The sequence below is a fragment of the Mesorhizobium sp. CNPSo 4661 genome (assembly GCF_057784215.1).
On sequence record NZ_JBWGIO010000005.1, the window covers coordinates 132,949 to 146,868 of the forward strand.

A 13,920-nucleotide genomic window follows, 5' to 3' on the forward strand; every position below is an offset into this window, starting at 1 on the left:
GCGTTTCGGAGACTTCCTGCGCCGACCAGCCTCTAACAAGGGAGGCCTTCACCAAAGCTTCAAACGCGGGCTCGAGGGCAACTTCGCAGTTGATGGGGCGGTCGGGGCTCCCATCAGGAAGCAGAGGCGATTGGATTGGTGGCAGCGGGGCCATGCACCCAGAAAGCGCAAACACGGAGAATCGTTCCGCCCGTCATTGGCGCTTTTTTAGTAGGCGCTAACGGAATGTCCATCCTATGGACTCTGGCACGGCAGGCGGCTTAGTCAAGAAATTGCTAATATTCACCGATAGCCCGCTGCAAGATGTGCCACCATCACCCGCAGCGGGCTAGGGGTGGCCGGCGCCTCTCGTTGGAGATTGCCTAAGGGTGCGCCGGCCTGGCGAACCGTGGTCCGCCGCATATGCAGTATGACTAAAGTGGCGGATGCCAGAAATGGTGTGATCGCGGAAGCCCTTGGCAAGCGCGCCGGTGGCTGGCGAGGCCGCATTCCAACTGTCATGCCTTTCTAGAATTTTGCTTTGCGGCCCTGTAGTCAGCTTCCCACGGCAATGCGTCAAAGTCCGGCTTGATCCCCCCAGCACGGTAGGCGTCCTGGGCCATGTAATTGCAGTTGGCCTTATCCAGGATGCAGGCAAAGGGCGGATTTCCAGGACATCGATAAAGGCCTACTGCGTCCATCTTAGAAATTCCCCGTGAATATTTCAGAATGGATCCCATAGCTGCCTGCGCATGTCGCCCTTCATTGTGATGAGGTGCTCGACCCAATAGTCGGGAACTGGACGAGTTGGCGATTAGCAACCCGAGAGCTTGAGCGGAAACAACGGGTGCGTACCCGTCTGCCGGCCCGTCGCGGGGCGCCCTCAAGCCGGCGGCGGGCTCCGCAAGGCCCGCCTTTTTCGTTCACGAAACGACCGGCATAAGATCACGCCGGGCGGTCTGCCTGCGCCACTGGCGAGCGCCCACACAAGCTTGTGCTGGACCGCAGCAGCTCAATCCTGGCCGCATGCGCGCCAGTGTGACGAAGCTTACAGTTGTAAAGGATCGTGTATGCGATCAATCCGAGCAAAGGTGTTGGGGTACGTGCTTGGCTGGGGATGGGGGATGCCCTTATCAAATGACCTGGGCGACAAGAACCTGATGTTTGATTGCCCGGAGTGCCATAGGAAGATTGTCAAGAAAGGCTCTTGGATCAAGAGCGTCGCAACCTTCAGATGTGAGGGTTGCTCTGCAACTGTGCGAATGACTTATAGGCACAAGCTCGCAATTTTCGAGCGACACTCGACCGCGCATCGGGTGGGCAGTCCATCGGGGTAACAGTAGCGGCCCCTAGGGCGGCCCGGCCGCGTAAGGCGGGGGGTGCCGCGCGCGAGCCGGGCCTGGCCGGCGCGGGGTTAGGGGTAGGAACAAAACGCCGACCTGAATGTCATTATATCAGTGACTGCTAATTCACTCGCCGTACGAACGGAGGACGTTACACTGCCGCCGCCCGATTGCAGAAAACCCCTGCAACGGCTTAGACAGACACTGGCAAAAGGGTTTGCCTGATGCGGCCCGGCAGTCCGCGTTGGGGTGAGTTGGGCTGACCGCCGAGCCTAGTCAACTCGGGGGCAAGACGGCTAAAACCAGACCGTAGTATTAGCGATCCCGCAACAATACCCTGCGCGGCGTTTTCGCCCGTTTTGGCCGGAGCCCTCGACGGGTTGGTCCGTCTCATAACATCGAACCTTGTGCTTGCGCCTGCTGCGGAAACTTGATCTGCGTCGCAGGCTTGTCGGCGATGACCAGCGCGTCATCAGGGGTCGTGCGCTGGAGCGCCTTTGCTTCCGACCATGCCGCTGTCATCCACGTCTCGATCTCTTCCTGCGTAGTCAGGATCACCGGCATGGCCTTCTCGTGGATCGGCGCTACCAAAGCATTCGGTTTGGAGGTCATGAAGCCGCAACGCTGCGCGAACTGCCTACGCAGGAACAGCGTCAGCGGAGCCCTTCCGAGTAGCTCGCCAAGCACCAAGCTGTTATCTCGAACAATCGAGCCGCGTCATGAACGCCCGGCCCTGAATCCATTCCCGTCACCGAGAACTGCATGGATAGGTCAAGGGCAACTTTGTTATGTTATACACGCCGCGTTCTCGGGGCGGATACGGGTCGATGGATCAGGAAAGACTTCTAGCCGCAGTCCTCTTGGCTGATGTCGTGGGCAGCACGCCGCTCTATGAGCGCATCGGCGACGATGCCGCCCTGCAGCAGGTGTCGGATTGCCTGGACGTGATACGCGAGATCGCCGGCCGGCACGGTGGTGATTTCATTTACTCGAAGGGCGATGACGTGCTCAGCCTGTTCGAGAGACCGGAGGCGGCGCTGGGGGCTGTCTGCCAAATCAGCAGCCAACTGACGAAAGGACCGTTGAGCGCCCGTATCGGTTTGCATTTCGGGGCGGTCATTCGCGCCCGGGGCGCGCTATTCGGCGACGTTGTCAATGTCACCGCAAGGTTGTCCAGCACGGCCAATCCCGGGGAGGTGTTGATCAGCCAGAGCTTCTTCGAAGCCCTTTCCGCAGGCAGCCGCGGTGCCTTGCGGCTTCTCGACAAAATGGCCTTCAAGGGGAAGCAAGAACTCTTCGATGTCTATACGCTGGGGAGAGACGACGGGGTTCCCAGCACGCACATCACCAGCCAGGGCACCTTTGTCGACAGGCGCTCCGCCCTGCCGCGGCAGATCAATCTGGTTATCCGCTATGGAGATCAGTTGCGAACCTGCCGAAACAACGAATCGGTGACGATCGGCCGATCTCCCGAATGCAATATCGTCGTCCAGCGGCCTTGGGTCTCACGGCACCACGCGACTTTCACCATTTCGAACGGCAAGGCCCGGTTCATCGAGCGAAGCTCGTCGGGCACATTCGTGTCGATGGGACCCGGCCATGAAGTATTCGTGCGCCGTGAAGATCTTCTCCTCTTCGGCTCCGGCGTCATCTCGCCTGGACGGACATCGTCGCTCGGCGACGCCCAGCTTCTTCACTACGAAATTGTCTCGAACTGACCCGGCTGAGGTCGTTAGCCGCGACCGTCAAGGCAAAGCCACACCGACCGATCTAAATTTAAAGCTGTCGGCGCCGTATCGTTTCGGCGAGCTCGGCAAAGGCCTCCACGATTCCCTCGCCGTTCTTGGCGCTCACGAACTTGACGCTCGATCGCGGCAGCTGGCCGATCTCTTCGGCACTGCCGGGGGCTTCGGCGAGATCGATCTTGTTCACGAGGGCCCTGTACGGCCTGCCCGGAAACCTCGTCTCGAAGCTGCGAACCAGCTCGACCATGCGCGTCACGGTTTGCGGGCGCGTCACGTCCGACACGACGATGGCGGCCGACGCGCCGGTCACGTAGACGGTGTCGAAGATGCGCGTCCCGAAATCGCCGTCGGTGTCCCATAGCACGAGGCGCGCCGCGTCGCCGCCGCGGACCGGATCGGCCGGAACATCGTAGCTGAGCACCTCGACACCGAGCGTCGATTTGTATTCGCCGTCGAAGCGATCGTGCACGAGGCGATACATGATGGACGTCTTGCCCACACCCATGTCGCCAAGCAGCATGACCTTTGCGCTGAGCATCATTGAGGGCGCTCGGCGCGGAACACGTTTTCGAAGGTGACGCGGCGGTTGCCTTCGCTCGGCACGTCGGAAATCGGCATCGATGACGAGCGCGAAACCACGAACAACCGCGACGGCTCGATCCCGAGCGAGGTCAATTTCCTCACCACCTGATCCGCTCTCTTGCGGGCGACCGCGCGGTTGGTCGTTTCCGTTCCGGTGTCATCCGCGTGCCCGACGACCCGGATCCTCAGGTCGTTGCCCGCAAGAAGTCCGGCCAGATCGCGGATCTGCTGGTCGGCCGCCTTGTCATCGGCAAAGGCGTCGGCGTCGCCAAAGAAGATTGCCGTCGCGGTCATGAAGCGATCGAGCCGCTCGGCGGGGCCGTCGGCGATCGACCGCATGGCATCATATTGCTGGTTCCTGGATTTTGTTTCCTCGGTGAGCGCTGCCCGTGTCTGGTCAAGGCCTGCCTGCAGGCCGGCAAGGGATTTCGCCTCTTCTTCACTCGGCACGCGCGCCTGATCGATGCGGGCCTGCAAGCTGGCGAGGGACTGCCGCTGACCGGCAACCGCTTCGCCGGTTTCGCCGGCGGACCTCTGCAAGCCGGCGAGAGATTGCCGCAGTTCAGCGAGCGCCCGGCGGTTTTCGTCGATGCCCGCCTGGAGGCCGGTCGCCGATTGCCGCAGGGCGTCGATGTCGGCGCTGAGCGTCGCCAATTGTTCCGTGCCCGGCACGACGCCGATCCGGCCGACGACCCGATAGGGCGTGGCGGCCTTGGCCAGGGCGTCGATCAGCGGAGTCGTCTGCACCTGGCTTGGCTCTATGCCGGAGACCGAGACGCTGCGGTTGCCGTGGTCGAAATCCAGACGCAGCGGAAACGTTTCCAGCAGCGGTTCCTTGCCTGCCAGTTCCTGGAGCGCATCGTTGGTGCGGCGCTCCAGCATCGTGCGGGTCCAATAGACGCTCGCCAGCCATGCCAACCCGGCGGCGACGAGAGCCGCGAGCACGAACAGGACGACCTTTGCGCTCCGACGCGGCTTCGGCTCCACTGCAGGACCCGCTTCTATGGAGGAGGCCAGCGACGCCAGCATGGCCGCGTCGCAGCCGATGCCGCCATCCATGGTCTCGATCGTGTCGAAGAAAAGCGAATTGATCCTGGCGTCGTCGGTGGGGCGAAGGGGGCCGATGCATTCCGCCGCCAGGATGAACCGGGGCGAGGCGCGCAGTACGATCTCGCGTCCGCCGAAATCGAGCTGCTGCAGATTGCCCTCTCCCGCCAGGGCCTGGACGGAAAATTCCAGGATCGCCGCGACCATCGCGCTCAGCAGGTCGGCCCGCTCGTCAGAGGTCTCTTGGCGCTTCCAGTCCGCGACGAGGCGTCCGTTGCCGCGCTCGATCATGAGCAGCCGGTTGACGCGCGGCGGACTGGCATTTGCCAGAACGAACTCGCTGATCGGACGGCCCGTCGCCAGCGACTTGATGCGCCCGATCCACAGCTCCGTGGATGTCAGGGCGTTGAGGCGCTGCTCCAGCCGCGCGACGAGTTCCTTGAAAGCGTTTGCCACGGCCGCGCTGACCAGCCTGCCCGTGATCGGGTAGAGCGCATCGACCATGAGGTCGCGTGAGTTCCTGATCTCGCTGCGGATCGCGGAGACCACCGATGGCGCGATGACGTTCGCCAGTTCGCGCGGCCGAACGACCTCGGCGCGCTCCAGCGCTGCGACGAGGATGTCGGCCGTTGCCGTTTCCAGGCGGGAGGGGCTGCCTATATACTGCTGAAGCAGGGCGACGTCCGCCCCCAGCGCCTCGAGACGCGCCGCCTCCGTTTGAAAGAGCAGTTTTCTAAGCTGCTCGATCTCACGGTTCTGGCCGGCGGCGGACGTCATGCTACTTTCCCGCGCGGCCGGACCCTAGCCCGCTGATGGTTGCTCCAAGCTCCGAAATCGCGGCGCCGATGTCCCTTTGCGAGGCGAGCCGCTTCTGTTCGGTCTCCCGCTCAAGTTCCAGGACGTGCGCCTGCAGGGTCGCGAGCTCTTTGGCAAAGTCCGCCTGGAGCTGCTTGATGGTGGCCTGCATTTCCTCGCGCAGGCCGGCAAGGTTGCTCTCGATCGATCGCTGCGCGCCTCCGAACAGGAGATTGCGAACCTGATCGATCGTCGCGTCGGGATGGATTGTCGCTTCCGATCCGTTGGCGGATGCGGCTCCATCCTTGGCTTTTCCAGCTTGCTCGGCGGCTTTCATGTTCGTTCCCCGGTTTTCCACGCTCACTGACACTGTGACGATCGTTATATCAAATCCTAATTCGTGCGACAGGCAATCGACTTATTGCCGTCGCCGGGCTGTCATAGGTCGAGCGTGGCATTCGCGCCGCCATGTCCATCGTCACCTATCGCAATGACTACCCTCACGCCAGTCATCCTTCGAGCCTGATCGGATCGAGGCTGTCCGGCTGCCGCCGAATATGACCTTCGTCATCTCCGGTCCTGACCTTCGTCAGGTGTCGCGACCCGACGAAACGACCTAGATCAGCACGTCTGAACGTTGCGCGACGGCGGACGTGATTTTCGACGGGAGGTTTCCGGATGGGATTTTTGGACAGTCTGCAAAGCGCGTTGCAGGGCGGGCAGCAGGGCGGAGGCTCGAACCTCCTGGCCGATGCGCTGACCAGTGTTGGCGGTTATCAGGGCGTGCTTGCCATGCTGCAGAAGTCGGGTCTCGGCGACCGCGTCGAATCCTGGCTGAGCACCAACGGCGCCAATCTTCCGATCGCGCCCGACGAGATCAAGTCGGCGCTTGGCGACCAACGTCTTCAGCAACTGGCGAGCCAGTTCGGGATTCCGCTGGATCAGGTGGCCGCCGTGTTGGCGCAGCATCTTCCGGCCGCGGTCGACCAGGCCAGCCCCGACGGGGTGCTCGCGACGCGCCGCGGCTGACACCTACGGGCGACAAGACAAATCCAGACATGGCTTTGCGGCAACCAGGCCGCGCGGCTCAATGGCAACGTCGCTGTTCAGCCGGAAACGAGAGGGCAAGCGTGTGAGCAAGCAAGACGAACTGATCGGCAAATATGCGGCGGACCTGAGGGTGAAGTGCGGCCTTACGGCGGATATGGATCTGTTGACGAAGGTGACGAAGGGCTGCGGCCCGGCGATCTACGATAAGGATGCATCCACCGTTTCGGCTTCGGACAAGGAGGAGCTGGAACGGGTCAAGCAGAATTTTCTCGTCAAAAAACTGGGGCTGGCGGCCGATGCCGGCCTGGACGCGGGGCTCGCCAGGGTCATCGACCAGTACGGCCGCACCAACCGCAACAAACATCGCGCGGTCTTCTACTATCTGCTCGTCAAGCATTTCAGGCGCGAGAGCGCCTTCGCCTGACGGCGCGAACAGGCAAATGGGCTAAGAGGAGTTGGGGATGCTCAAAGAATTCCAGGAATTCATTTCCAAGGGCAATGTGATGGACCTGGCCGTCGGCGTCATCATCGGCGCCGCCTTTGGCAAGATCGTCGATTCACTCGTCAACGACATCATCATGCCGATCGTCGGCGCGATCTTCGGCGGGCTGGACTTCAACAATTATTTCATAGGGCTTTCATCGAACGTCCATTCGGCCGCGCTGGCCGATGCCAAGAAGGAAGGCGCGGTCTTTGCCTATGGCAGCTTCATCACCGTGGTGCTGAACTTCCTGATCCTTGCCTTCATCATCTTCCTGATGGTCAAGGCGGTGAACAATATGCGCAAGCGGCTTGAACGCGAGAAGCCCGCCGCCGCGTCGGCCCCGCCGGCCGCCGACGTGCAGCTTCTGACCGAAATCCGCGACCTGCTCGCGAGAAAATAGCAGAATCGTTCGAGGCGGCCGGACCCTGGTCCGGCCGCCTTAATCCCGCTCCAGACTGCGTCGTTTCTCAATCCGCAAGCCCTCTCGGCCGATCAGCGGAAATCTTCAGCACAGCGTTCCGCCTCTAACAAAATCGCCCGCGAACCATGGGCAAGGCTTCGGACATGACGATCGTTGCGGAATTGCTGACGAAGCTCGACGAGACCATGCGGACCGTGAAAGGCCATTTGGCTGAAATGGACGCCGAGCAGCTCAACGCGCTCATACGCCTGCTTGCGCCACGACCGTCGGTTGGCAGCGCCGAGATGGTCCTGACCATACTGGCGCTTCGTGAAATCGAAGCTCGCAATCAGGCAAGGAAATAGCTGTCGAGGGCCTCAGCGAGGCACCGGCTGCCGTCGCCATCCCCTGACCTGCCGCCAAGAGCAGGAACTCAGGCAACCAGACTGCCCGTGGCTTCCCCTAAACCCCGAGCCGCGGGCCTTTCTGAGCATCGACGGCCCTGCCGTGCCGGACGGGTGTTAACCCGCAAGATCGTTCAGCCTATCGTTTTGATGGCCAGCTCGGTCCGGTTCTTGGCCCCGCACTTCTCGAGGATCGTGCTGACGTAGTTCTTTATCGTCCCCTCGGCCAAATGCAGTTGTGCGCCGATCTCGCCATTGCTCTTGCCTTCGATGATCAGTTTGAGGATTTCGTTCTCGCGCGCTGTGAGGTCGCCGCGCGCCGGCGCGCTCGCCGGGGCGTGGCGCGGACGCAATCGCTTGAATTCCTCGAGGATTTTCGCGGCGACACCGGGTGAAAGCGCGGATTGGCCGTTCGCCACGGTTCGGATCGTCGCCGCGATCTCGTCGATCCTGGAGTCCTTCAGCAGATACGCCTTGGCTCCGGCGCTGACGGCCTCGAAAATCAGGTCGTTGGTCTCGAAGGTGGTCAGGACCACGATGCCGGTTCCCGGAAATTCGCGCAGGATACGCTGGGTTGCCGTGACGCCGTCGGCGCGCGGCATCTGCAGATCCATCAGGACGACGTTCGGACGGTACCGGCGCGCGAACTCGATCGCCTGCTCGCCGTCGGCGGCGGCGCCGACGATTTCGAAATCGTCGTTTTGCTGGGCAAGGAGCGTGGCAAGGCCTTCCCGGATCAATGTCTGATCCTCGGCGATCAGCACGCGTATCCTTTCGGGTTTGAGGTGCGGATCGGTCATCTGGCTATACGCTCGCCGCTGCTGGGTCGGTCGTTCGTCGCCGACGCGGTCACGGGCAGGGATGTCCGAACCAGCGTACCTGCCCCCGGCGCGCTTTCGACCGCGCATTGTCCCCCCGCGAGCTCGGCGAATTCGGCCATTCCAATCAGCCCGAAATGCCCCTGTTTGGGAACGGTCCCGTCAAAGCCGCGTCCGTCGTCGCGGACATCGACAATGAGCCTTCCGCCAGCTTCGGTTCTCTCCACGACCGCGTCGAACCGGACCCGTCGCGCCTTCGCATGCGCCTCGACGTTACGCAACGCCTCGCCGACGATGCGCCGAATCGTCGTCTCGTGATCCTGCAGCCCGGGGCGAGCTCCGTCATCGATTTGCGTGGAGACCTCGATGCCGGTCTGCTGCGCGAAGTCCGACAGCATCTTCTCGATATCCGAACCCGGTTCGAGGTCGTCGGGCATCCTGAGCCGGGCGATGGCGTCGCGCGCCCGCGCCAGGCCGGCTATCGCGGCTTCCTCGGCAATCGCGAGCCCGTCCGCAACGCGGGCTGGATCGGTCGCCAGGAAATGCCGCGTCAACCGGATCTGCGTCAGCAACGCGATGATGGAATGCACGAGCGTGTCGTGGAGGTCGCGCGCCAGGCGAAGGCGGGTGCGGGCGAGCGTCGCGAAGCGCACCTCGGAATTGGCGGCTTCGAGCTGCTGCTCCATCAAGCGTCGGGCGCGCCGCTCGCTTTCGAACATGATCTCGGCCTGGCGCGCCGTGAAGTCCGGCATCGCGATCACGACGTAGTGCGATCGATCGCCATTCCACAGGATCACAGCGGTGACGGGGCGGTCCAGCCCCGGCAATTCGGCCCGCACGCCCGACAAGGCGATCAGGTCGCGGCGTCCCTCGGACAAGGCCGCCATCTCGGCCTCCATGCCGACCAGCAGCGTGCACAGGCAGCAGTCCGCTCCAAGGGCGGGGAGCCACTCGACCAAGCGCCCCACTTTTTGCTGAACTGTCCTGTCGGCCCGCAAAACAGCAAGCCCGATGACTTCCGCTCGCGCGGCCGGCAGTAATTCTGTGCCGATATCGATCATTCGTTCTCGCAAAAACAACCGCGGGGCGCGGCAGTCCACTTTGACGTAAGCCCGAACCGACCGCAAACGAATATGACTTTCGTCATCGTCGCCCTGACTTTCGGCAGATGTCCCTTCCTCGCCCAAGAAGGTAGGTTGAAGGTTGCCATGAAGCTAAACGTTCAATTCATCAAGCACCCGGGCTCGAAAGAGCGCATGGTCGTGCTGCCGGAATCCCAGTTCCGCATACTCAAGCGGACCGCGATGGCGGGTGTGAGCGAGCTTGACGAGCCTGCCGCCACCAGTCCTTTGCCCAAGCGCGTCCTCGACAGGATCGCCGCTGGCGAGAACCCGGTTCGCGCCGTCAGGGTCCTGCGCGGCCTGAGCGGAAGGCAGCTCGCCGCCCAGGCCGGAATAACCCCGAGCATGCTGTCGCAGATTGAGCGCTCCGGAAAGACGGCCTCCGCCAAGACCCTCAAGGCAATCGCGCACATCCTGGAAGTACCCCTGGGTGCTATTTCGCCTCATTTATCCGCCGGAATCGGGGGTGTTCCGAGCGATACCGGCAGGACCGTGGCCTGGATCCCGACCTGAGGGGTCGAGACGCCCGCGCCAATCCCGTGAAGCGTCAGCGCTTCTGGCGCAACGCCTCGGATTGAATTAGCATCCCCTCATCGACGCTCCGGCCGCGATCCGACAAGATGCGGAATTCGGGGCGCGACGAGAACCGGGCGGCGGTCGCGTGCCTAGGGCTGGTCCGAGCGCGGCCAGGCCCTTGGAAATCCGCCAGCCGGCAAGGCGCGGGAGCAGGCGGGAGGAGCCAATGCAAAAGCTGCAGTCGCAAGGCGTTCATCACATCACGCTGGTCGGTGCCGGGCGCCAGACCTCGATCGACTTCTGGGAGGGCGTGCTCGGCATGCCTTTCATCTTCGAGCAGCCCAATCTCGACAAGGCGAGCGAAAGCCATCTCTATTTCGATCCGGGCGACGGGCGGCTGATCACCGTCTTCACCGACGAAAGCCGGACCCCGGTCAGGCGGCGGACACCGACCGATATCGGCTGCGTCCACCACATCGCGTTCTCGGTGTCGCGGGTCACCTTCCTGCAGGCGGTCGCGCGGCTCGACGAGCGCGGCATCAAGCACAGCGGCGTCAAGGATCGCGGTTTCATGGACTCGATCTATTTCGAGGATCCGCTGGGACTGTTGATCGAGCTTGCCTCCTACCGCTTCGACCCGCCGGCCGGCTTCACCCATGCCGACGTGCTGATGGAGGCGCACAAGATCCGCGTGGCGCGCGGCGACTACAACATCGCCGAACTGCATCTGGCCGACGCCATCCAGGCGCTGGTCGAGCGGTCACGCGAAACCCTGTCGGAAAACAGGGCGGCAAAAAATCCTTATTAACCGGGCCAGAGGGAGGACCGACATGGCAAAAGCTGCAACGAAGAGTGCAAAGAAACCCGCGGCCAAGGCGGCCGCGAAGGTGACGGCAAAGGCCGCGCCCAAAGCGACGGCGAAGGCCGCACCCAAAGCGACGGCAAAAGCCGCGCCTAAAGCGACGGCAAAAGCCGCGCCTAAAGCGACGGCAAAGGCCGCGCCTAAAGCGACGGCAAAGGCCGTGCCTAAGGCCAAAGTGAAGCCGGCTAAGAAGCCGGGTGTAAAACTCAGCATGCTGAGGCCGAGCGTCAACAACATGACCGTGCGGGTGTTCGCGCGCGCGGCCGGGCTCGATCCGGCGGAGACCGATGCCTGGGGCCATACGCGTTCGCCCGAGTTCCTGGCGCGCAATCCGGCGCATCTGACGCCGATGATCGAGGACAAGGGCCTGCCGCGCGGCGTGCTGTGGGAAAGCTGTGCCATCATGCAGTACCTCGCCAACAAGCACGGGCTGGATAAGTTCTATCCCAAGGCGCCGGCCAAGCGGGCGATGGTCGACAGCGCCATGTTCTATCTGGTCGGCACGCTTTACCCTTACGTCGCGCGCGCGACCTACCCGGCGCTCGGCTTCCCGCAATATGCCGGCGAGGTCGGTCACAGCGACGCCCACCCCGACAAGAAATCGGAAGCGCAGAAGGCGGCAATGGCCGCGATCGCCGAGCCGCTCGAGGTGTTTCACTCTTTCTTTCGCGACGGCAAGCCGTTCATCGGCGGCAACAACCCGTCGATCGCCGATATAAGGCTGGCGGCAACGCTCGAATTCCTGGCGGTCATCGACTACGCGCTGCCCAAATGGGCGAAGGAATACATGGCGGCGCTGGAGAAGAAGCTCGGCAAGGCTTACGCCGAACCCGCCGGCGACGTGCGCGGCTACATCGCGCATGTGAAATCGCAGGCCAGGGCGTAACAGTCCTTCGGGGTTAAGGTTTCGTTTACCTAAGGCCTGTCTACTGGTCGCAGTCCTCGCCGCGACCACGGATGTACTGGCGCCATGACGAGGCAAGGGAAAGGTCGGCTCCGTGCCGGCCTTTTGCTTTTCCGGCCATCGCGCCGCAATCACGACAGTATGATTGCGGCGCCGACGGGCAGGCTGAAATCCTGTTTTCATCCTCGTCATGGATCGTACGATGCCGCCAGGCGGTTGAGCGATGGCAACGAGGAACCCGCGATGAACATGGCAAGATCCTTGGTGATGGCGGTCACGCTGTCGATTGCGCCCTTTCCATCGGCCGCCGCGTCGCTCAACAGCATGAACGAGGTCGGCGGCGCCTTGCTCGCCTGCTGGACACCGCCGGCCAATTCCGACAATTCCTCGGTCACGCTCAGCTTCAGCTTCAAGCGCGACGGCACGCTGATCGGGCCGCCGAGGACGACCGCCATCCATGTCGGCGGCGACGACAAGGCGCGCAAGGCCTATGTCGATGCGGCGACCAAGGCCCTGAACGATTGCCTGCCGCTCAGCTTTTCGCCGTCGCTGGCGCAAGGCGTTGCCGGAAACGTCTTCACGTTGCAGTTCGACTCGCCGAAGAAGTAGCAGCAGGCTTGACTATTTGTTCCAACGCAATTCCGGACGATAGGCTACGGCGAAGGCGCCGACCCTAAAGCGCGTCGCGCTGAAACGGATTCAGGCGATGCGCTTTAGGTCCTTTGTTTGATGCATGTCGTTGCCGCAAAACCGAGGTCACTTTTGCGCGACATGCATTAACCGCTCACACCTTTCCTGTAATTGCTTTCAGGTCAAACCGCGTGCGCGCCGAATCTGGGCGTGCTTTTCCAGTTCCGGCATCTCGAAGACGTAATCGCTCCAGGCGGAGTCCGGGATCTGCCCGGCAAGGTAACAATCCAAGAGAAGGCTTTGTTCGGGGGTAAGGGGTCTCGGCGCCTGCTCATGATCCAGCCCAAGCGAATGGATCAGGTTCCTGGTCAGGCCAGAGACGGTGAAGTGGATGGACATCTTCAGTCTCCTCCGCGCAGCGCGGCTCACATCAACGCCAACAACGCTTGTCGCCCATCAAAGGTTTCATCAGTGATCCGTGATCGCGCCGCGGGTTTGGCCATCGCCGACCTAAAGCGCGTCGCGCTGAAACGGATTCAGGCGACGCGCTTTAGGTCCTTTGTTTGATGCATGTCGTTGCCGCAAAACCGAGGTCACTTTTGCGCGACATGCATTAGTCGGAGGCCCTCGTCCCGGCAGACGCGAAGCCGGTGTGCGTGGTCGGGCCGGCCTTCTTCCCCGCGACTTGATCGGGCCGCCGTTCCCTGCCTTGCGGCAGAGGCGCCCGGCTGTGTTGACCAGGCAAATTTACTCGCAGACGACGCGGTAGCGCTTGCCAGTTTCGCCGACATTCCGGCAGGTCAGGGGGGGCTGCTCGCCGGAAGACGGGCCGGGCAAATCCCGGCTGTAGGAGGGCCTTGCCGAAGCGGGCCTGGAATGACGCCGGACAGCGGGATCCGGCGGCGGGCCTGGCGGCAGAGGAAACACGTCCGAGGCCATTTGCCGCGACGCGGTCGTTCCCGGCGGCGCCTCGTCCCACACACGCCTGACATCCATCCGGCTAGGTACGATCACCGTGCCGTCGTCGCTGCGCACGCAGCCGCCCGCCGCAAGCAGCACCGGGCACAAGACGAAAGCCGTGATTCGACCAAACATTAGCAACACCTCAGGCACCTTATAATGCGTCATTGCCTTAATCGCCAACGGGCGGATTACCGCAGCCGGCGGCGACCGGAATTTGCGGCAACGGCACCGGGGGCAGGCGGTTGCAATAATTATGGTTAGCGGATCGTTAATGCTT

General features: G+C 62.6%; 15 protein-coding genes and 2 pseudogenes. 9 read left to right on the forward strand and 8 right to left on the reverse strand.

Annotated features, from left to right (window positions below):
- Nucleotides 1-1,712: 1,712 nt before the first annotated feature.
- Nucleotides 1,713-1,937: pseudogene (locus tag AC0YKC_RS09120) on the reverse strand (SOS response-associated peptidase); the annotation flags it as partial.
- Between the two features lie 212 nt (nucleotides 1,938-2,149).
- On the opposite strand from AC0YKC_RS09120, the gene AC0YKC_RS09125 reads away from it, so the two are divergent.
- The gene (locus AC0YKC_RS09125; RefSeq protein WP_488510861.1) at nucleotides 2,150-3,040 is read left to right on the forward strand and encodes an FHA domain-containing protein; all 891 of its coding nucleotides are present in this window, start codon (nucleotides 2,150-2,152) and stop codon (nucleotides 3,038-3,040) included.
- Nucleotides 3,041-3,098: 58 nt separating this feature from the next.
- Here the strand turns inward: AC0YKC_RS09125 and AC0YKC_RS09130 are convergent, their stop codons facing one another.
- The 3 genes from AC0YKC_RS09130 to AC0YKC_RS09140 all read right to left on the reverse strand — a co-directional run bounded on the left by AC0YKC_RS09130 (nucleotide 3,099) and on the right by AC0YKC_RS09140 (nucleotide 5,828).
- The gene (locus tag AC0YKC_RS09130) at nucleotides 3,099-3,587 is read right to left on the reverse strand and encodes a P-loop NTPase family protein (RefSeq protein ID WP_320296546.1); all 489 of its coding nucleotides are present in this window, start codon (nucleotides 3,585-3,587) and stop codon (nucleotides 3,099-3,101) included.
- A 17-nt stretch (nucleotides 3,588-3,604) separates the two neighbouring features.
- Complete coding sequence (locus tag AC0YKC_RS09135) at nucleotides 3,605-5,200, reverse strand: OmpA family protein (RefSeq protein WP_488510862.1); 1,596 nt, start codon at nucleotides 5,198-5,200, stop codon at nucleotides 3,605-3,607.
- A gap of 274 nt (nucleotides 5,201-5,474) precedes the next feature.
- Nucleotides 5,475-5,828, reverse strand: a complete 354-nt coding sequence (locus AC0YKC_RS09140) for a hypothetical protein (RefSeq protein WP_488510863.1) — start codon at nucleotides 5,826-5,828, stop codon at nucleotides 5,475-5,477.
- Nucleotides 5,829-6,166: 338 nt separating this feature from the next.
- Between AC0YKC_RS09140 and AC0YKC_RS09145 the strand changes: the two are divergent.
- The 4 genes and pseudogenes from AC0YKC_RS09145 to AC0YKC_RS09160 form a co-directional block, all read left to right on the forward strand.
- Nucleotides 6,167-6,520, forward strand: a pseudogene (locus AC0YKC_RS09145) (YidB family protein); the annotation flags it as partial.
- Between the two features lie 103 nt (nucleotides 6,521-6,623).
- On the forward strand, nucleotides 6,624-6,965 hold the full coding sequence (locus AC0YKC_RS09150) for a DUF2853 family protein (RefSeq protein ID WP_488510864.1): 342 nt from the start codon (nucleotides 6,624-6,626) through the stop codon (nucleotides 6,963-6,965).
- Between the two features lie 37 nt (nucleotides 6,966-7,002).
- Entirely contained in the window at nucleotides 7,003-7,425 is a 423-nt protein-coding gene (mscL, locus tag AC0YKC_RS09155; protein WP_488510865.1) for a large conductance mechanosensitive channel protein MscL, read from the forward strand.
- A 164-nt stretch (nucleotides 7,426-7,589) separates the two neighbouring features.
- On the forward strand, nucleotides 7,590-7,790 hold the full coding sequence (locus AC0YKC_RS09160) for a hypothetical protein (protein ID WP_488510866.1): 201 nt from the start codon (nucleotides 7,590-7,592) through the stop codon (nucleotides 7,788-7,790).
- 173 nt (nucleotides 7,791-7,963) lie between these two features.
- Here AC0YKC_RS09160 and AC0YKC_RS09165 read toward each other — a convergent pair whose 3' ends face one another.
- Together AC0YKC_RS09165 and AC0YKC_RS09170 are read right to left on the reverse strand one after the other, a co-directional pair.
- Nucleotides 7,964-8,593: a response regulator transcription factor gene (locus tag AC0YKC_RS09165; protein WP_488510867.1), complete on the reverse strand. Its 630-nt coding sequence runs from the start codon at nucleotides 8,591-8,593 to the stop codon at nucleotides 7,964-7,966.
- 32 nt (nucleotides 8,594-8,625) lie between these two features.
- Entirely contained in the window at nucleotides 8,626-9,708 is a 1,083-nt protein-coding gene (locus tag AC0YKC_RS09170; RefSeq protein WP_488510868.1) for a sensor histidine kinase, read from the reverse strand.
- Nucleotides 9,709-9,780: 72 nt separating this feature from the next.
- On the opposite strand from AC0YKC_RS09170, the gene AC0YKC_RS09175 reads away from it, so the two are divergent.
- The 4 genes from AC0YKC_RS09175 (at nucleotide 9,781) to AC0YKC_RS09190 (ending at nucleotide 12,659) form a co-directional block, all read left to right on the forward strand.
- Complete coding sequence (locus AC0YKC_RS09175; RefSeq protein WP_488510869.1) at nucleotides 9,781-10,281, forward strand: helix-turn-helix domain-containing protein; 501 nt, start codon at nucleotides 9,781-9,783, stop codon at nucleotides 10,279-10,281.
- Nucleotides 10,282-10,510: 229 nt separating this feature from the next.
- Nucleotides 10,511-11,092: a VOC family protein gene (locus tag AC0YKC_RS09180; RefSeq protein WP_320296556.1), complete on the forward strand. Its 582-nt coding sequence runs from the start codon at nucleotides 10,511-10,513 to the stop codon at nucleotides 11,090-11,092.
- A 22-nt stretch (nucleotides 11,093-11,114) separates the two neighbouring features.
- Nucleotides 11,115-12,032, forward strand: a complete 918-nt coding sequence (locus tag AC0YKC_RS09185) for a glutathione S-transferase family protein (protein WP_488510870.1) — start codon at nucleotides 11,115-11,117, stop codon at nucleotides 12,030-12,032.
- A 267-nt stretch (nucleotides 12,033-12,299) separates the two neighbouring features.
- Nucleotides 12,300-12,659, forward strand: a complete 360-nt coding sequence (locus tag AC0YKC_RS09190; RefSeq protein ID WP_488510966.1) for a hypothetical protein — start codon at nucleotides 12,300-12,302, stop codon at nucleotides 12,657-12,659.
- A 198-nt stretch (nucleotides 12,660-12,857) separates the two neighbouring features.
- Here AC0YKC_RS09190 and AC0YKC_RS09195 read toward each other — a convergent pair whose 3' ends face one another.
- Together AC0YKC_RS09195 and AC0YKC_RS09200 are read right to left on the reverse strand one after the other, a co-directional pair.
- Nucleotides 12,858-13,079, reverse strand: a complete 222-nt coding sequence (locus AC0YKC_RS09195) for a hypothetical protein (RefSeq protein WP_488510871.1) — start codon at nucleotides 13,077-13,079, stop codon at nucleotides 12,858-12,860.
- Nucleotides 13,080-13,427: 348 nt separating this feature from the next.
- Nucleotides 13,428-13,775, reverse strand: a complete 348-nt coding sequence (locus tag AC0YKC_RS09200; RefSeq protein WP_320296560.1) for a hypothetical protein — start codon at nucleotides 13,773-13,775, stop codon at nucleotides 13,428-13,430.
- Nucleotides 13,776-13,920: the final 145 nt, after the last annotated feature.

Excerpts from the sequence above, each read along its gene's own strand:
- mscL (WP_488510865.1), top strand. The coding sequence starts at position 7,003 with ATGCTCAAAGAATTCCAGGAATTCATTTCCAAGGGCAATGTGATGGAC.
- AC0YKC_RS09200 (WP_320296560.1), bottom strand. The coding sequence starts at position 13,775 with ATGTTTGGTCGAATCACGGCTTTCGTCTTGTGCCCGGTGCTGCTTGCG.
- AC0YKC_RS09125 (WP_488510861.1), top strand. The coding sequence starts at position 2,150 with ATGGATCAGGAAAGACTTCTAGCCGCAGTCCTCTTGGCTGATGTCGTG.
- AC0YKC_RS09170 (WP_488510868.1), bottom strand. The coding sequence starts at position 9,708 with ATGATCGATATCGGCACAGAATTACTGCCGGCCGCGCGAGCGGAAGTC.
- AC0YKC_RS09130 (WP_320296546.1), bottom strand. The coding sequence starts at position 3,587 with ATGCTGCTTGGCGACATGGGTGTGGGCAAGACGTCCATCATGTATCGC.
- AC0YKC_RS09185 (WP_488510870.1), top strand. The coding sequence starts at position 11,115 with ATGGCAAAAGCTGCAACGAAGAGTGCAAAGAAACCCGCGGCCAAGGCG.
- AC0YKC_RS09140 (WP_488510863.1), bottom strand. The coding sequence starts at position 5,828 with ATGAAAGCCGCCGAGCAAGCTGGAAAAGCCAAGGATGGAGCCGCATCC.
- AC0YKC_RS09135 (WP_488510862.1), bottom strand. The coding sequence starts at position 5,200 with ATGGTCGATGCGCTCTACCCGATCACGGGCAGGCTGGTCAGCGCGGCC.
- AC0YKC_RS09160 (WP_488510866.1), top strand. The coding sequence starts at position 7,590 with ATGACGATCGTTGCGGAATTGCTGACGAAGCTCGACGAGACCATGCGG.
- AC0YKC_RS09175 (WP_488510869.1), top strand. The coding sequence starts at position 9,781 with ATGACTTTCGTCATCGTCGCCCTGACTTTCGGCAGATGTCCCTTCCTC.
- AC0YKC_RS09180 (WP_320296556.1), top strand. The coding sequence starts at position 10,511 with ATGCAAAAGCTGCAGTCGCAAGGCGTTCATCACATCACGCTGGTCGGT.
- AC0YKC_RS09190 (WP_488510966.1), top strand. The coding sequence starts at position 12,300 with ATGGCAAGATCCTTGGTGATGGCGGTCACGCTGTCGATTGCGCCCTTT.
- AC0YKC_RS09195 (WP_488510871.1), bottom strand. The coding sequence starts at position 13,079 with ATGTCCATCCACTTCACCGTCTCTGGCCTGACCAGGAACCTGATCCAT.